Here is a 15450-nt window from a genome sequence, read left to right as displayed (position 1 = left end):
GGGCCCCTCCATGCTGAACATAGACTCCGCCCGCCTATGGCAAAGCCTGCTTGCCATGTCTCAAATCGGCGCCACCGGCCGCGGCGGCGTCTGCCGCCTGGCGCTCAGCGCCGAGGATGTCGCCGCCCGGCGGCTGTTCTCCACTTGGTGCCGGCAAGCCGGCCTGAGCCTGGAGAGCGACGCCGTCGGCAATCTCTTCGCCCGCCGCCGGGGACGCTGCGCCGAACTGGCGCCGGTGATGATGGGCAGCCATCTGGACAGCCAGCCGGAAGGCGGCAATTTTGACGGCGTCTACGGCGTGCTGGCCGCCTTGGAGGTGATTCGCGCGCTGAACGACCATGATGTCGAAACGCGACGCCCGCTGGAGATCGCCTGCTGGACCAATGAAGAAGGCGCGCGCTTCGCGCCCGCCATGCTCGGCTCCTCTGTGTTTGCCGGCGAATTGCCGCTGGAACAGGCGCTGCGCGCCGCCGACAGCCAGGGCGTCACGCTGGCCGCCGCCTTGCAGGCCAGCGGCTGTCAGGGCCCGCGCGCAACGCCCGGCCCCATGCCGGACGCCTATTTCGAAGCGCACATCGAACAAGGCCCGGTTCTTGAGTCGCGGCGGCTGCCGATCGGCGTGGTCAGCGGCGGACAAGGCATCTTGTGGCTGGAGGCGGAGCTTGAAGGCGCCGGCGCCCACGCCGGAACCACCCCTCGGACATACCGCAGGGACGCGCTGCAGGCGGCGGCCGCCATCCTGACGCAATGGGAGAACGACGCGCCCAGCCGCTACCCGCAAGCCTTGTGGACTTGCGGCCAGCTGACGATAGGCAAACCTTCGCGCAACACCGTGCCGGGCAAGGTTCAATTCAGCCTGGACTTGCGCCATCCGGACGCCGCCGGCCTGCAGCTCATGGCCAACGACATCTGCGAGCGGATCCGCGGCGTCGCGCAGGCGCGCGGCATCGCCGCCCGCATCGAAACGCTATGGCATGCCCCGCCCACTCCGTTCGACGCCGGCTGCCAGCGCTTGCTGGCCGAGGCCGCCGCCCGGCTGGGCTATCCCCACCAAGACATCGTCAGCGGCGCCGGCCACGACGCCATCGTGCTGGCTCGCCACTGTCCCAGCGCCATGGTCTTCATCCCCTGCCGCGACGGCATCAGTCATAACGAAGCCGAATCCATCGAACCCGAGCATGCGGCCATGGGCGCCAATGTGCTGCTCCACGCCGTGCTGGCTCGCGCCAACGCACAGGACAACGCCTCATGAAAACTTTTTTCCATCCGCTGCAACGCCGGCATCAACCGCAAAGCTATCTGTCTCGCGGCCAAATGCGCCAAGCGCAGGAAGTGCCGCAGCGCATCGACGCCCTATTGTCCGCGGTGCGCCAATGGCAATTCCCGCTCCACGAGCCCGCCGACCACGGCATGCCCCCCCTCGAAGCGGTGCATCAGCGCGACTACCTTGAATTCCTCCAGCACGGGCACGAGGCCTGGCTTGCCGCCGGCCAAGGCGAATGGGGCGATGAACTGATATCCAATATCTTTGTGCGTTCGCCCAACGCCGGTCGCGGCATCCTGGCCCAAGCCGCCAAACACCAGCTGGACGGCAGCTGCCCGATTGGCGCCGACACCTGGCTGGCCGCATATTGGTCGGCCCAGAGCGCGGTTTCGGCCGCGGCGGCCGTCCAGGCGGGAGAACGCTTCGCCTACGCCTTGTGTCGCCCGCCCGGCCATCATGCCCGTCCCGACGGCGCCGGCGGTTTCTGTTATCTGAACAATGCCGCCATCGCCGCGGAAAGCCTGCGCCCCGCCTACCCTCGCATCGCCATCCTGGACACCGACATGCACCACGGCCAAGGCACTCAGGACATCTTCTATGCGCGCGACGACACGCTATTCGTCTCCATCCACGGCGATCCCACCAATTTCTACCCGGTGGTGGCCGGCTTCGCCGACGAATGCGGCGCAGGCGCCGGCCAGGGTCACAATCTGAACCTGCCCCTGCCCCATGGCAGCGATGAAGAGGCCTTCTTCCGACAACTGGAACCGGCCTGTGCCGCAATCCACCGCTTCCAGGCCGACGTCCTTGTGCTGTCGCTGGGCTTCGACATCTACCAGGAGGACCCGCAATCCAAAATCGCCTTCAGCAGCCCCGGCTTCGCCCGCCTGGGTCGGCGGATCGCTCAATTGCGCCTTCCCACCGTCATCGTGCAGGAAGGCGGCTATCACCTGGACAGCCTGGGCCGCAACGCCGGACAGTTCTTCTCCGGCCTGCTGCAGCCCTGAGCGCGAGAGGCTTCGCATGGAAAAGCGCGCCAACACTGTGGAAGCCGTCTTCGGCCGGCTTAACGACACCCTGGACTGGAACCTGCTGCGCACCTATCTGGTCATCGTCGAAGAGCGCGGCATCAGCCGCGCCGCCGTCCGCCTGCACCTGACTCAGCCGGCGATCAGCCGCTCCTTGCAAAGACTGGAAGAACATCTGAACATGCGCCTGATCAGCCAGCGCTCGCCGCAGCACTTCGCCTTGACCAAGGCCGGGGAGGAGGTTTATCGCATCGCCGGCGAAGTGCGCGGAGCGGTGTCCCGGCTGCAACTTGGCTTGCAGCAAACGCCCCATCACCACGATGTCGCCGGCCTGGTGGTCCTGCTGACCATCAGCCGCATCGAATCAGCCGTCTACGACAAATGTCTGGCCGAATTCCATCGCTGCCATCCACGCGTGGACTTGCGCATTGACGTGATGCGCAGCGCCGACATCATCAACTCGCTGCAGCAGAAAACAGCCGGCCTGGGCCTGAGCCTGTCCCGCTTCGCCGTGGACAAACTGGAGCAAGTCTGTATTTTCCCGCAGCGCTTTGCGCTGTATTGCGGCCGGCATCACAGGCTATTTGGCGAAATGGACTTGCAACTGACCGATCTGCTGACGGAAAACTTCGTCAGCTTTTCCAGCGATCAGCTGGGCGACTGCCTGTCTCCGCTGACCATTTTCCGCGAACAAGCCGGCTTCACCGGCCGCATCGTCGCCAGTTCTCCCAGCCTGGACGAGATTCGCCGCATGATCTTCGCCGGCTACGGCATCGGCGCGCTGCCGGAACATAGCGTCGCCAACGACATTGTGCAGCAGCGCTTATGGCGGCTGCCGCCGGAACAAGGCGTCGCCGATATCGACATCTACCTGATGTGGCATCGCGAGCGCAGCCTCAGCGTCGCGGAAACCGCCTTCCTGAAATTTTTCCGGACATTCATGCTGGCCTACCCGCCCTGTGAACGACTGGGCGCCGTCAGCGGCATTTGAAAGGCAAACTCATGGACCAAGCCGCCTTACGCCCATCCCCAAGCATGCCGGCGACGATTCCGATGCTGACGCTGCTCCGCCAGAACCTGGAGCAGCTGAGGCGGGAGCCGCAGCCGGAATGGCCGCAATTGGAACACGCGTTGGCGCAAGTGGAAAAGACGCTGGAGCAAAATCTGGTGGAACTGAGCGGAGTCAACGCCGCGCTGGCCACCTTGGCCGGCCTGCTAGGCCATCATGAAGACCGGGCGCTGTCCGGCCCCGGAGTGCAGGCGCTGCTGGAGCCCTTGCAACTGAAGCTGGAAGATATTTTCCGGCAGTTGAACGAACTGGCTTAATCGAGAAGGAAAGTAAAACGCAAAAAACCCGAAGCCGTTTGGCTTCGGGTTTTTTAACTTGGTTGCGGGGGCAGGATTTGAACCTACGACCTTCGGGTTATGAGCCCGACGAGCTACCAGACTGCTCCACCCCGCGTCTGATCTGTCTGCTGTGTTTCGTGCAGAGGAGCGAACTATACCCCGCCCCGTTTTTCTGGTCAAGCGTTTTGGGAAAAAAGATTTCTGATGCGGGGAAAGTTCGCACCAAGACGATTCATACTTGTTAACAGTTGATCTTTACTACCACACACCTGATCAACAAAGACCGTCTAAAGTGAACTCAAGGTCAGCGCAGTCGTTCTCCCCGAGCGATTGCGGCCCGAGAAGTCAGCCGCCTGTCTGCCAACAGGCGCTGCCGATGCGGGCGCGATCTTGTGCATTTTGGAAGACATTGCCGCTGCGGTTTCGACTGCCAGCGAAGCCGCAAAACAAGCAGCCGTGTCTTTCCTCCTAAGTGTTCATCACGGAACTTCAGGGCCGCTTTTGCGGCCCTTTTTTTTGTCTATTCGCCCGAGATCCGCTTCAAAGCGCGGCCATGGCCACGGCGGCTTCGCGGCGCATCTTCCGCCTATACAGCAAGGTCATCAGGCACAGCCCGCCCATCACACCGTAGCTGATGAAGGGCGCCACCAGCAGAAAACGCTCCACCGGCCAGGTCCAGGCCAGATAAGCGCGCCCGCCCGCCTCCAGGCTCAAGCCCAAGCCCCACCACAGCGTCATTTGCTGGATGGCGCGCCTGAAGCCATCCGCGCGCCATAGTTGTTCGAACCGTTCCCGCCCCTGCTCCGATTCCCGCGCCAAGGTCGCCCGCGCCAGATAGAACACCAGCGGCCGACGCAGCGCCAGGGACAGCAGAAAGCCGCAGCCGATCAAACCTGTGATCAGGGACTCGCGCAGCAACAGCAGGCGCGCGTCGCCGCCCAGCAGCATGGCCAGCAAGGACAAGCCTATGCCCAACAACACCAGCAGGCTCAAAGCGTCCACGCGCCGGAAGCGCAACAGCTCGATCACGCTCCACAGCACCGGCGGCAAGGCGGAAAACATCAGTGCGCCGGCTTCGCCCCAGCGCGGCTCGCCATAGCGGTAGCACAACCAGGGCAGCAGGAAATTGACGATGATTTCCAGTATCAGTTTTGCGCGTTTCGGCACGGCGCCTCCGCCTTCAAATGCAAAAAGCATGAACAATTTGCATCGAAACGTCAACTGCCTGACTTGAGTTTTTCGCAGGGGGAGAAAAAGGACGGGCCAAAAACAAAGCCCCGCATTTTGCGGGGCTTCATCTGTAATCTGCGCAATGGAATGGACAAACGCAGGGGAGTGGCATCAGGCGGCCGCCTGAATGAAGGCGTTGGCGGGATACAAGGCGCTGGCCAAACCCAAGGCGGACTTGAAAGTCACTTCAAACATCTTGCCAACCTGTCGAATGCTGACCACTTCGTAATGCATGGTAGAGCCGCTGTCCTTGTGCTCAAGGATTTTGTAGCCGGGTTTCAGTTGAGAAATTTTCATGATGGTTCATTCCTTTTTCTTTTTTTTGGGTTGTTCAAAATTCATTTCATCTAGAGACATACCATATTTTCAAAAGTTCCGCCAGCCGGACGAGAATGTTTCGCATTTGGCTTGCAGTGAATGTAACAGCCTCAGATGACAGCCCGGTGAAGGTTTCGGGGCCGCGAAATGACGCGGCCCCTGCATGCCAATATGACAGCAGGGGCCGCGGGACCCAACTAGTAAAAAGAACAGTCAGGATTAGGAACTACCGGCTCAGCCTATGCGCATGCCCGGCTTGGCGCCTTGATCGGCGTCCAGCAGGAACAGGCCTTCGCTGTCGTCCTGGCCGGAAGCGCAGACGATCATGCCCTGCGACACGCCGAAGCGCATCTTGCGCTCGGCCAGATTGGCCACCACCACCACATTGCGGCCCACCAGTTTTTCCGGCTCCTGATAAGCCTTGCGGATGCCGGAGAAGATGTTGCGCTTCTCAAAGCCCATATCCACGGTGAACTGCAGCAGTTTGTCCGAGCCTTCGACGAAGTTGCACTCCAGCACCTTGCCGATGCGCAGGTCCAGCTTGGCGAAGTCGTCGATCTTGATGGTTTCGGCCAGCGGCTCGTATTGAGCCGCGGCCGGGGTGTCTGCGGTGGCTTGCATATTCTGTTTGTTCGCTTCTATCAGTTTGTCGATCAGCACCGGGTCGATGCGCTGCATCAGGTGCTGGTAGGCGTGAATCTTCTTGCCCAGCAGCAGGTTGGCGGCGTCGCTCCAGGCGAGCGGCGCCACGTCGAGGAAGGCTTCCACGCCTTCGGCCAGCTTGGGCAGCACCGGCTTCAGGTAAATGGTGAGCAGGCGGAAGGCGTTGATCAGCACGGTGCAGACTTCCTGCAAGCGCGCGTCCTGGCCTTCCTGCTTGGCCAGTTCCCACGGCTTGTTGGCGTCCACGTAGGCGTTGACCACGTCCGCCAGCGCCATCACGTCGCGCAGCGCCTTGGCGTATTCGCGCGCCTCGAAGGCGGCGGCCAGTTCATCGGCGGCGGCCTGCAGCTTGGCGAGGATGTCGCCGTCGCTAACCTGGCTGGCCAGCATGCCGTCAAAGCGCTTGGCGATGAAGCCGGCGGAGCGGCTGGCGATGTTGACGAACTTGCCCACCAGATCGGAATTCACCCGCGCGACGAAGTCGTTCAGGTTCAGATCGATGTCTTCGATGCGGCCGTTCAGTTTGGCGGCGATGTAATAGCGCATCCACTCCGGATTCAGCCCGCAATCCAGATAGCTCTTGGCCTGGATGAAGGTGCCGCGCGACTTGGACATCTTCTGCCCGTCCACGGTGAGGAAGCCGTGGGCGAACACGCCGGTGGGCGCGCGCAGGCCGGAGTAGTTCAGCATCGCCGGCCAGAACAGCGCGTGGAAGTACAGGATGTCCTTGCCGATGAAGTGGTACATCTCGGTACGGCTGTCCTTGCCGAACCACTCGTCGAAATTCAGGCCGCTGCGATCGCACAGGTTCTTGAAGCTGGCCATGTAGCCGATGGGCGCGTCCAGCCACACATAGAAGTACTTGCCCGGCGCGCCCGGGATTTCGAAGCCGAAGTACGGCGCGTCGCGGCTGATGTCCCAGTCCTGCAGGCCGCCGGAAATCCACTCGTTCATCTTGTTCAGCGATTCCGGCTGCAAATGCGGCTGGGTCGCGCCGTCGGCGCGCACGCTGCTGCCGCCGGTCCATTGTTTGAGGAAGTCGGCGCACTCGCCCAGACGGAAGAAATAGTGCTCGGAGGTTTTCAGCACCGGCTTGGCGCCGGACACCGCCGAGTACGGGTTCTTCAGTTCGGTGGGGTTGTAAGTGGCGCCGCAGACTTCACAGTTGTCGCCGTATTGATCCTTGGCGCTGCACTTGGGGCATTCGCCCTTGACGAAGCGGTCCGGCAGGAACATCTGCTTTTCCGGGTCGAACAACTGCTCGATGGTGCGGCAGGCGATCTTGTCGTCGGCTTTCAAGGCCAGATACACCTGCTCCGCCAGCGCCTTGTTCTCCGGGCTGTTGGTGCTGTAGTAGTTGTCGTGGCCGATCAGGAAGCCCAGAGAATCCGCCAGGTGCAGTTCGCGCACGCTGTCCACCAACTGCTCCGGGGTGATGCCCTGTTTTTCCGCCGCCAGCATGATGGGGGCGCCGTGGGTGTCGTCGGCGCAGACGTAATAGCATTCGTGGCCGCGCATCTTCTGGAAGCGCACCCAGATATCGGTCTGAATCTGTTCCAGCATGTGACCCAGATGCAGCCCCGCGTTGGCGTAAGGCAGTGCGCTGGTCACCAGAATCTTGCGTTTGCTCATTAGGATTGTTCCAAAGGTGCGATCTGAAACGATCGATTATAGAGGCAGTCGCCCCCGGCGGTCACGACGGATATCCGGGAAACGGCGGCCATCAAGACAAAGCCCGGCCGCGCATGCGGGCCGGGCTGTGCCAGCGGGGCCGGGTTCGGGCTCAGGAAGCCTGATTGGCCAGTTCCGGCTGCTTGGCCTCGGCCTGTTGCGCGCGCTCCAGCATGGCCCCGCGCACGGTGCGGCGCGCCACCTGCACATAGGCCAGCGAGAAGGCCAGCGACAGGCAGGCGAAGCCGAGCATGCCGGCCTGCTGGTAAGCGATGCGGAACAGCTCCACGCCCAGCGCGTAGCCGGCCATGGACAACATGCTCATGCTGGCAGACACCGTGCCCTTGCCGGCGGCGTCGCAGGACATCAGCGCAAAACGGTAGAGCACGCCAAACGCCAGGCCTTCGCCGAAAGCCATCAGCGTCATGCCGGCCACCATGAAGTATTGCGGATGCGCGGACAACAGCACGCCGGACAGCATCAGGCTGAGGCCGATCACGATGGGCCACATGCCGATCAGCGCGGAACGGCCCAGCGGCCAGCGGCCGGCCACCAGCACCAGCGCCAGATTGCCGGCGATCAGGCCGCCGAACACCGGCAGCTGCATCAGGCCGTATTCCAGCGCGCTCATGTGCAGATCATTCACCAGCAGCACCGGCGACATGGCGATCCAGCCCATCAGCGGCAGCGCCAGCAGCGGGATGCACAGCGCGGACAGCACGAAGCGGCCGTTGCCGAACACTTTCAGATAATCGCGGCCCATCTGCGCCAGCGGCAGTTTCTCGTGGCTGGGCTGGGTGGTTTCCGGCATTTTCCAGATCAGGCCCAGCAAGGCCAGGAAGGACAGCGCGGCGATCAGCAGGAAGCTGGTGCGCCACGGCGCCAGCTCCATCAGCGCGGCGCCGGCCAGCGGGCCGGCCAGCGGCGCGATCAGCGCCACATTGGCCATCAAGGCGGTGACCTTGACCGCGGCTTTTTCTTCAAAGGCTTCCTGCACCGCGGCGTAACCGACGGCGTTGATGAAGCACAGGCCAATGCCCTGCAGCAGACGCAGCGCGATGAAGGCCTCGATGGAGTTCACCAGATAGGTGGCCAGGCAGGTCACGGTGAAGTAGGCGACGCCGAACAGCAGTACCGGCCGGCGGCCGATGCGGTCGGACAGAGGGCCGGTCAGCCAGGACAGCAGCGCGCCGCCCAGCAGGAAGGCGGTCATGGACGCCGGCACCCAGGAGGCGTCGACCAGGAATTCCCGGGTGACCGCCAACATGGCCGGCTGCACCATGTCGTTGCAGATGTAGACGGCGAATTCGAACAGAACCAGGGCCAGCGGAAACAATAGATTGGAACGGCTAAGCTTTGCGTGTAGAGCGGACATTAGGGAGATGCAGCCTTTCTGAGACCGGCAAGCGGCGCGCTTGCCCATGCGGCCGGACGGACAAGGGCCAAATAAAGCGAAAAAGGGGCGCAATTGTACCTGCAGAAAGCCTGGCGCGCAAAGCAATTTTTGCCACAAACACAATAAAAACAGCAATTTGCAACCCAAACACCCCACACCCCGCCAAGCAAAGACGAGACGAGCGCGCAGGCGCCGGCCCAGCCATCGTCGATCGCTCCGGCTCGGCGCCACGGCGCGATTGATAGAAAAACAATCAATAAGCTTATGCTTATTAATATGAGTAAAGCGCGGGGAATATCGGTAAAATCGCCGCTTTTCGCCGTATTCCCCCGGCGCGGCCGCGCGGGCTCCCGCCAGCGGCGCCCCGCCGGGCGAAGCTTTTTTATCAGGATTCCAAGCTCGTCTGACCTCGCTCAAAATGCCGACGCCGCGCCGTCGCTACGCTGAGCCCAGCTCGCCGCCCCACCCCAAAACCCGCCCCTGCGCTTTGACGCCAAGCCGGCCCGGGCGGCCAGCGGAACCTGACGACAAAACCAATAGATTAAGGGGTTTCCCATGACCTTGACCGTCATCGCCACGCTAGCCGTCACGCTGGCCTTGTTGGCGCTGCTGTGGCAGCAGCAACGCACTCACGTCTCCTTCACCAAGCGGGTCTTCACCGGCCTGGCGCTGGGCGTCGCCTTCGGCGCCGCGCTGCAATGGCTGGCCCAACCCGGCTCGCCGGCGCTGGCCGCCTGCCTGGAACTGTGCGAAATCATCGGCTCCGGCTACGTCAAGCTGCTGCAGATGATCGTAATCCCACTGATCATGGTGTCCATCATCGCCGCGCTGTTGAAGCTGGAAGGCGGCTCCTCGCTGGGCAAGATCAGCGCCGCCACCCTGGGCGTGCTCTTGTTCACCACCATGCTCGCCGCCGGCGCCGGCATTCTGATGGCCAATCTGTTCGGCCTCAGCGCCGAGGGTCTGACCGCCGGCGCCGCCGAGGTGGCGCGCGGCGAATCGCTGGTGAAGAACCTGAGCACGGTGGAGGACTTGTCCTTCAGCAAGCTGGTGCTGGACTTCCTGCCGGCCAACCCCTTCCTGGACATGACCGGCGCGCGCAAGACCTCCACCATCGGGGTGGTGATCTTCTCGGTGCTGATCGGCCTGTCCGCCACCGGCATCGCCCGCAAAAAACCCGAGCTGTTCGCCAGCTTCAGCCATTTCATCGCCGTGGCCCAGGCCATCGTGATGCGCATGGTGACCCTGGTGCTGCGCCTGACCCCTTACGGCGTATTCGCGCTGATGACCAAGGTGGTGTCCGGTTCCAGCTGGGCCGACATCGTCAACCTGATCAACTTCGTGCTGGCTTCCTACGGCGCGATGCTGCTGATGTTCGCCGTGCACCTGCTGCTGGTGGGCCTGGCCGGCGTCAATCCGCTGCGCTGGACTAAAAAAGTGATCCCGGTGCTGACCTTCGCCTTCACCTCGCGCACCAGCGCCGGCTCCATCCCGATGAACGTGGCCACTCAGAACAAGCTGCTGGGCATTCCGGACGGCATCGCCAACTTCGCGGCCTCCTTCGGCGCCACCATCGGCCAGAACGGCTGCGCCGGCATCTACCCGGCCATGCTGGCGGTGATGATCGCCCCCACCGTGGGCGTCAATCCGATGGACCTGCACTTCATCGTGCCGCTAATCGCCATCATCACCATCAGTTCCTTCGGCGTGGCCGGCGTTGGCGGCGGCGCCACCTTCGCCGCGCTGATCGTGCTGTCCGCGCTGGACTTCCCGGTGGCGCTGGCCGGCCTGCTGATCTCGATCGAACCCTTGATCGACATGGGCCGCACCGCCCTCAACGTCAGCGGCTCCATCACCGCCGGCACCGTGACCAGCCGCCTGCTGGGCCAGACCGATATGCAGGTGTTCAATAGCGACCGCGAGATCAATCTGGACGAAGAAATGGCTTAGCAAGCGGCGCGAGACTCCGCCTTGAAAACCGCCTGGGAATGCCTATTTACAACCTGTAAATCCAGCATACTAGGCGGTTTTTCCATTAAAGCCGCCAACTGCCCCACAATGCGGCACAGCAACAACCCGGACGGGAACACACTATGAAAATCGTCATCATCGGCGGCGAAGCCGCCGGCATGAGCGCGGCGGCCAAGGCGCGCCGCAGCGCGCCGCAAGCCGAAATCGACGTCTACGAGATGTCCGAGGTCATTTCCTTCGGCGCTTGCGGCCTGCCCTACTTCGTCGGCGGCGAGTTCGACGAGCCCGGCTATATGGCCGAATTCAGCGTGGAAGACTTCGCCAAGCGCAATATCCGCGTGCACACCGGCCACCAGGCGCTGAGCATAGACCCCGCCTCCAAACGGGTGCGCGTGCGCCGGCTGGCGGACGGCGAAGCCTTCGACGCCGCTTACGACAAGCTGATGATCGCCACCGGCGCCAGCGAAATCCGCCCGCCGCTGCCGGGCCTGGACTTGCCGGGCGTGCATACGCTACGGGTGATGGAAGACGGCCTGGCGCTGCGCGCGGCCGCAGCCCGCGAGGAAGTGCGCGAAGTCGCCATCATCGGCGCCGGCTTCATCGGCCTGGAGTTGGCCGAAGCCATGGTCCGCCTGGGCAAGCGCGTGCGGCTGATCCAGCTGGCGGAACGGGTGATGCCGGATGCCTTCGACGCTGAAATCACCGACCTGATGGAGCAGGAGTTGCGCGAACACGGCGTGGCCTTGCACCTGTCCGAGGCCGTCACCGCGCTGCGCGGCGACGGCGCGGTGCAAAGCGTGCTCACCGAACGCGGCGAATACCCGGCCGATCTGGTGGTGCTGAGCATAGGCATACGCCCCAACACCGCCTTCGCCGCCGACGCCGGCCTGCAGCGCCTGGGCAACGGCGCCATCGTGGTCAACGCCTACGGCGAAACCAGCCTGCCGGACATCTACGCCGCCGGCGACTGCGCCGCCGCGCCGCATCAGCTGACCGGCCAACCGGTCTACGTGGCGCTGGCCACCGGGGCCAACAAGCTGGGCCGGCTGGTGGGCGAGAACCTGGCCGGCGGCCGCCAGGCCTATCCGGGCACCCTGGGCTCCGCCGCGGTGCGGGTGCTGTCGCTGGACGCCGCGCGCACCGGCCTGTCCGAAGCCCAGGCGCGCGCCGCCGGCTTTGATTGCCAAAGCGTGCTGGTCAAAGACAAGAACCACACCAACTACGTGCCGGGCCAGGCGGAAGTCCACGTCAAACTCTGCTACGAAACCGGCAGCCGGCGGCTGCTGGGCGCGCAGATGATAGGCCGCAATGGCGATGTGGTGCACCGGCTGGATGCGCTGGCGGTGGCCATCGCCAAGGGCGTCAGCGCACGCGAACTGGGCATGATGGACTTCTGCTACGCGCCGCCCTTCGCCCGCACCTGGGACGTGCTCAACGTCGCCGGCAACGTGGTCAAATAAGCCAGGCCGGCAGCCCCCGCCCGCCCGCGCCGATGCCAGCGCGGGCAAGTTGGGGTAAACTGCCGGACAGCCAAAGATTCAACGGATGTCCTCCCCATGCTCTCCAAGCTCACCCGCCTTTTCCAGTCCTCACCGGGAACCGAAAACAGCATGTCACTCAGCGATGCTCAAGTGCTGGAAGCCGTGTCCAGCCTGATCGACGACAACACCGGCAAACCCTTCGTCGCCGCCAAGGCGGTGAAAAACATCAAGATCAGCGACGCCGAACTGTCGCTGGACGTGGTGTTGGCCTATCCGGCCAACAGCCAGCACGAACCGGTTCGCCTGCGCTTTGAAGCCGCGCTGGCGCCGCTGGCCGAGCAACGCAAACTCAGCGTGCGCGTGGGCAGCCTGATCACCAGCCACTCCGCCCAGCGCGGCGTGCCGCTGCTCTCCGGCGTCAAGAACGTGATCGCCGTCGCCTCCGGCAAAGGCGGGGTGGGCAAATCCACCACCGCGGCCAACCTGGCGCTGGCGCTGTCCGCGGAAGGCGCGCGCGTCGGCATCCTGGACGCCGACATCTACGGCCCGTCCCAGCCGCTGATGATGGGCTTGCAGGGCCAGCGTCCGGAAACCCCGGACGGCAAAAGCCTTAAGCCGCTGGAAAGCCACGGCGTGCAGACCATGTCCATCGGCTATCTGGTGGACGCGGACCAGGCCATGGTCTGGCGCGGCCCCATGGTCAGCCAGGCGCTGCAACAGCTGCTCAACGACACCCGCTGGGACAATCTGGACTATCTGGTAATCGACATGCCGCCGGGCACCGGCGACATCCAGCTGACGCTGTCTCAAAAAGTGCCGGTCACCGGCGCCGTCATCGTCACCACCCCGCAAGACATCGCCCTGCTGGACGCGCGCAAGGGCGTCACCATGTTCCAGAAAGTGGGCATCCCCATCCTGGGCATGGTGGAGAACATGGCCATCCACGTCTGCTCCCACTGCGGTCACGCCGAACACATCTTCGGCGAAGGCGGCGCGGCGCGGATGGCGGCGGACTTTGGCGTGGACGTGCTGGGCTCCCTGCCGCTGGACATGGGCATCCGCCTGGCGGCGGACGGCGGCACCCCCACGGTGGCGGCCGACCCGGACGGCAAGGTGGCGGAACTGTACAAGGCCATCGCCCGCAAAGTGGCGGTGAAGGTGGGCGAGAAAGCCCAGGACTTCTCCGGCAAATTCCCCAAGATCGTCATCCAGAACAACTGACAAACGCATCATGATCGCGATGTTCGACTCCGGCCTCGGCGGCCTTTCGGTATGGAAGGCCGTCCGCGCCGCGCTGCCCGGCTGGGGCATCACCTATCTGGCCGATCAGGCCTACTGCCCCTACGGCCAACGCAGCCACAGCGACATCGCCGAGCGCAGCGTCAGAATGGGCCGCTATCTGCAAGAACAAGGCGCCACCCTGCTGGTGGTGGCCTGCAACACCGCCACCACCGCCGGCATCGCCGCCATGCGCCGCGAGCTTTCCATCCCGCTGGTGGGCATAGAGCCGGCGATCAAGCCGGCGGCGGCCATGAGCCGCACCGGCCGCATCGCCGTGCTGGCCACCCAGGCCACGCTGCAAAGCGAGCGGGTGCGCAAACTGCTGGACACCCACGCCGGCCACGTTGAAGTGCTGCGCCGCGTGGGCGCGGGCTGGGTGGAGCAAGTGGAGGCCGGCGAGCTGGACAGCCCGCGCACGCGCGAACTGGTGGCGGCCGTAGTGCGGCCGCTACTTGACGAGCGCATCGACCACATCGCGCTGGGCTGCACCCATTACCCGTTTCTGGAGCCGCTGATCCGCGAACTGACCGGCGACGGCATCGCCTTGTACGACCCGGCCGAGGCCATCGCCCGGCGCGTGGCCTCCTTGCTGCCGGACGCCGCGCCCGCCGTCGCCCCGGCCTACCGCTTCATCACCACCGACGCCGACAGCGCCGGCATGCGCCGCATCCTGCCGCTGCTGATAGGCGCCGACCACCCGGTTGAATCCCTGCCTCTGGAGCAAGCCCAATGATTCCACGTCTATCGCGCCTGTTGGCGCTGGCCTGTCTGATCGCCGCCCCCGCCGCCTGGGCCTTGCCGCAATGCTCGCTGGTGGCGGTCCAAGTCAATCAGCAAGCCGGCAACAAGCTCAACCAGAACGAGCTGAGCGCGGTGCTGAGCCAGTTGGGCAAGAACGGCCAGCTGCCGCCGCAATTCATCAACAAGCGCCAGGCCAAGAACGCCGGCTGGCAGCCCGGCCGCAGCCTGTGGGGCGTGCCCGGCCTCAACGGCAAATCCATAGGCGGCGACCGTTTCGGCAATTACGAAAAACGTCTGCCCAAGGGGCAATGGCAGGAAGCCGATCTGAACTATAAAGGGGGCAAGCGCGGCGCTTACCGCATCGTGTTCTCCGGTTCCGGCCAGCGTTTCGTCACCGTAGACCACTACAACCGCTTCATCGAGGTGCCACCATGCCAGTGAAAGTTTGCGAACTGCACCACATCAAGAGCCTGGACCAGCTGTTTGACGAGCTGAGCCGCCAGTTGCTCCTGCCGGCCCACTTCGGCCGCAATCTGGACGCGCTGTACGACAGCCTGGCCAAAGACGTGACGGGCCCCTTCGAGATCGTCTGGCGCGAAACCGAGGAAGCGCGCAAGGCGCTGGGCGTGGACCTTTACGCCACCATTCTGGAAATTCTGGAAACCGTGGCCGAGGAACGCGGCGACGTCACGCTGGACATCCACCACTGAAACACCGGGCCGCCGCCGCAAGGCGCCGGGGCGGCCCTTCATCCCGATGGCAAGTTCATCATCATTCGTTTCCGCAACACACACTCCGCTGCGAAATTCAAGACTCGAAATACAACAAAGACAAGCGTTCGCTAATTCACTATAATCCCACCCCTAAATAGGTCAACAACTGTCCTACAACTGGCAGCAATGCCAATAAAATCAAACAACAATAACGTAGGCAGGCCACTACATCGGCAACCTTGACACACACGAAGCGGCTGCTCCCTCCACCGGACCGGCGCCGGCATTGTTTCATTGCGAACTTGCCGTGTTGTTATCAAAACGCTCTCAAATACAGGTAGGAACT

The 15450-nt window shown here is 63.7% G+C and carries 14 protein-coding genes and 1 tRNA gene; 10 read left to right on the top strand and 5 right to left on the bottom strand.

From position 1 onward, the window contains the following. The first annotated feature begins 10 nt into the window (after nt 1-10). From ACODSD_RS17885 to ACODSD_RS17870, 4 genes are read left to right on the top strand one after another with little or no spacing between them, the layout of a single operon-like run. The gene (locus tag ACODSD_RS17885; protein ID WP_488877956.1) at nt 11-1252 is read left to right on the top strand and encodes a Zn-dependent hydrolase; all 1242 of its coding nucleotides are present in this window, start codon (nt 11-13) and stop codon (nt 1250-1252) included. After that, nucleotides 1249-2271: a histone deacetylase family protein gene (locus ACODSD_RS17880; protein WP_488877955.1), complete on the top strand. Its 1023-nt coding sequence runs from the start codon at nt 1249-1251 to the stop codon at nt 2269-2271. The genes ACODSD_RS17885 and ACODSD_RS17880 overlap by 4 nt, the downstream gene beginning before the upstream one ends. A gap of 16 nt (nt 2272-2287) precedes the next feature. Further along, entirely contained in the window at nt 2288-3283 is a 996-nt protein-coding gene (locus ACODSD_RS17875; RefSeq protein WP_488877954.1) for a LysR family transcriptional regulator, read from the top strand. An 11-nt stretch (nt 3284-3294) separates the two neighbouring features. Then, entirely contained in the window at nt 3295-3618 is a 324-nt protein-coding gene (locus tag ACODSD_RS17870) for a hypothetical protein (protein ID WP_488877953.1), read from the top strand. Between the two features lie 59 nt (nt 3619-3677). On the opposite strand, the gene ACODSD_RS17865 is transcribed toward ACODSD_RS17870, so the two are convergent. The 5 genes from ACODSD_RS17865 to ACODSD_RS17845 all read right to left on the bottom strand — a co-directional run bounded on the left by ACODSD_RS17865 (nt 3678) and on the right by ACODSD_RS17845 (nt 8896). Next, nucleotides 3678-3754: transfer RNA gene (locus tag ACODSD_RS17865), tRNA-Met, on the bottom strand. Between the two features lie 425 nt (nt 3755-4179). Further along, on the bottom strand, nt 4180-4806 hold the full coding sequence (locus ACODSD_RS17860) for a VC0807 family protein (protein ID WP_227104622.1): 627 nt from the start codon (nt 4804-4806) through the stop codon (nt 4180-4182). Between the two features lie 174 nt (nt 4807-4980). Continuing rightward, nucleotides 4981-5166, bottom strand: coding sequence for a hypothetical protein (locus tag ACODSD_RS17855; protein ID WP_019103612.1), 186 nt, complete (start codon nt 5164-5166; stop codon nt 4981-4983). Nucleotides 5167-5421: 255 nt separating this feature from the next. Beyond that, the gene (gene metG / locus ACODSD_RS17850) at nt 5422-7482 is read right to left on the bottom strand and encodes a methionine--tRNA ligase (protein WP_227104624.1); all 2061 of its coding nucleotides are present in this window, start codon (nt 7480-7482) and stop codon (nt 5422-5424) included. Between the two features lie 151 nt (nt 7483-7633). Beyond that, nucleotides 7634-8896, bottom strand: a complete 1263-nt coding sequence (locus tag ACODSD_RS17845; protein ID WP_107800310.1) for an MFS transporter — start codon at nt 8894-8896, stop codon at nt 7634-7636. 576 nt (nt 8897-9472) lie between these two features. Here ACODSD_RS17845 and ACODSD_RS17840 point away from each other — a divergent pair. The 6 genes from ACODSD_RS17840 (at nt 9473) to ACODSD_RS17815 (ending at nt 15101) form a co-directional block, all read left to right on the top strand. Then, complete coding sequence (locus ACODSD_RS17840; protein WP_488877952.1) at nt 9473-10867, top strand: L-cystine transporter; 1395 nt, start codon at nt 9473-9475, stop codon at nt 10865-10867. A 143-nt stretch (nt 10868-11010) separates the two neighbouring features. Next, on the top strand, nt 11011-12348 hold the full coding sequence (locus tag ACODSD_RS17835; protein WP_488877951.1) for a CoA-disulfide reductase: 1338 nt from the start codon (nt 11011-11013) through the stop codon (nt 12346-12348). 150 nt (nt 12349-12498) lie between these two features. Then, complete coding sequence (gene apbC, locus ACODSD_RS17830; RefSeq protein WP_107800313.1) at nt 12499-13590, top strand: iron-sulfur cluster carrier protein ApbC; 1092 nt, start codon at nt 12499-12501, stop codon at nt 13588-13590. 10 nt (nt 13591-13600) lie between these two features. Next, nucleotides 13601-14383 (top strand): glutamate racemase, encoded by a 783-nt coding sequence (gene murI, locus ACODSD_RS17825; protein ID WP_235087122.1) that lies wholly within the window; start codon nt 13601-13603, stop codon nt 14381-14383. Beyond that, nucleotides 14380-14832 (top strand): ribonuclease domain-containing protein, encoded by a 453-nt coding sequence (locus ACODSD_RS17820; protein WP_227104634.1) that lies wholly within the window; start codon nt 14380-14382, stop codon nt 14830-14832. Before murI ends, ACODSD_RS17820 begins: the two co-directional genes overlap by 4 nt. Then, nucleotides 14823-15101 carry a barstar family protein gene (locus tag ACODSD_RS17815; protein ID WP_107800316.1) on the top strand — a complete coding sequence of 93 codons (279 nt, stop codon included), beginning with the start codon at nt 14823-14825 and terminating at the stop codon, nt 15099-15101. The genes ACODSD_RS17820 and ACODSD_RS17815 overlap by 10 nt, the downstream gene beginning before the upstream one ends. The last annotated feature ends 349 nt before the right edge of the window (nt 15102-15450 follow it).

This window comes from Chromobacterium sp. FG22 (genome assembly GCF_057809415.1).
Note: the sequence above shows the minus strand (reverse complement) of the source record. Positions and strands in the feature narration are given on the sequence as shown.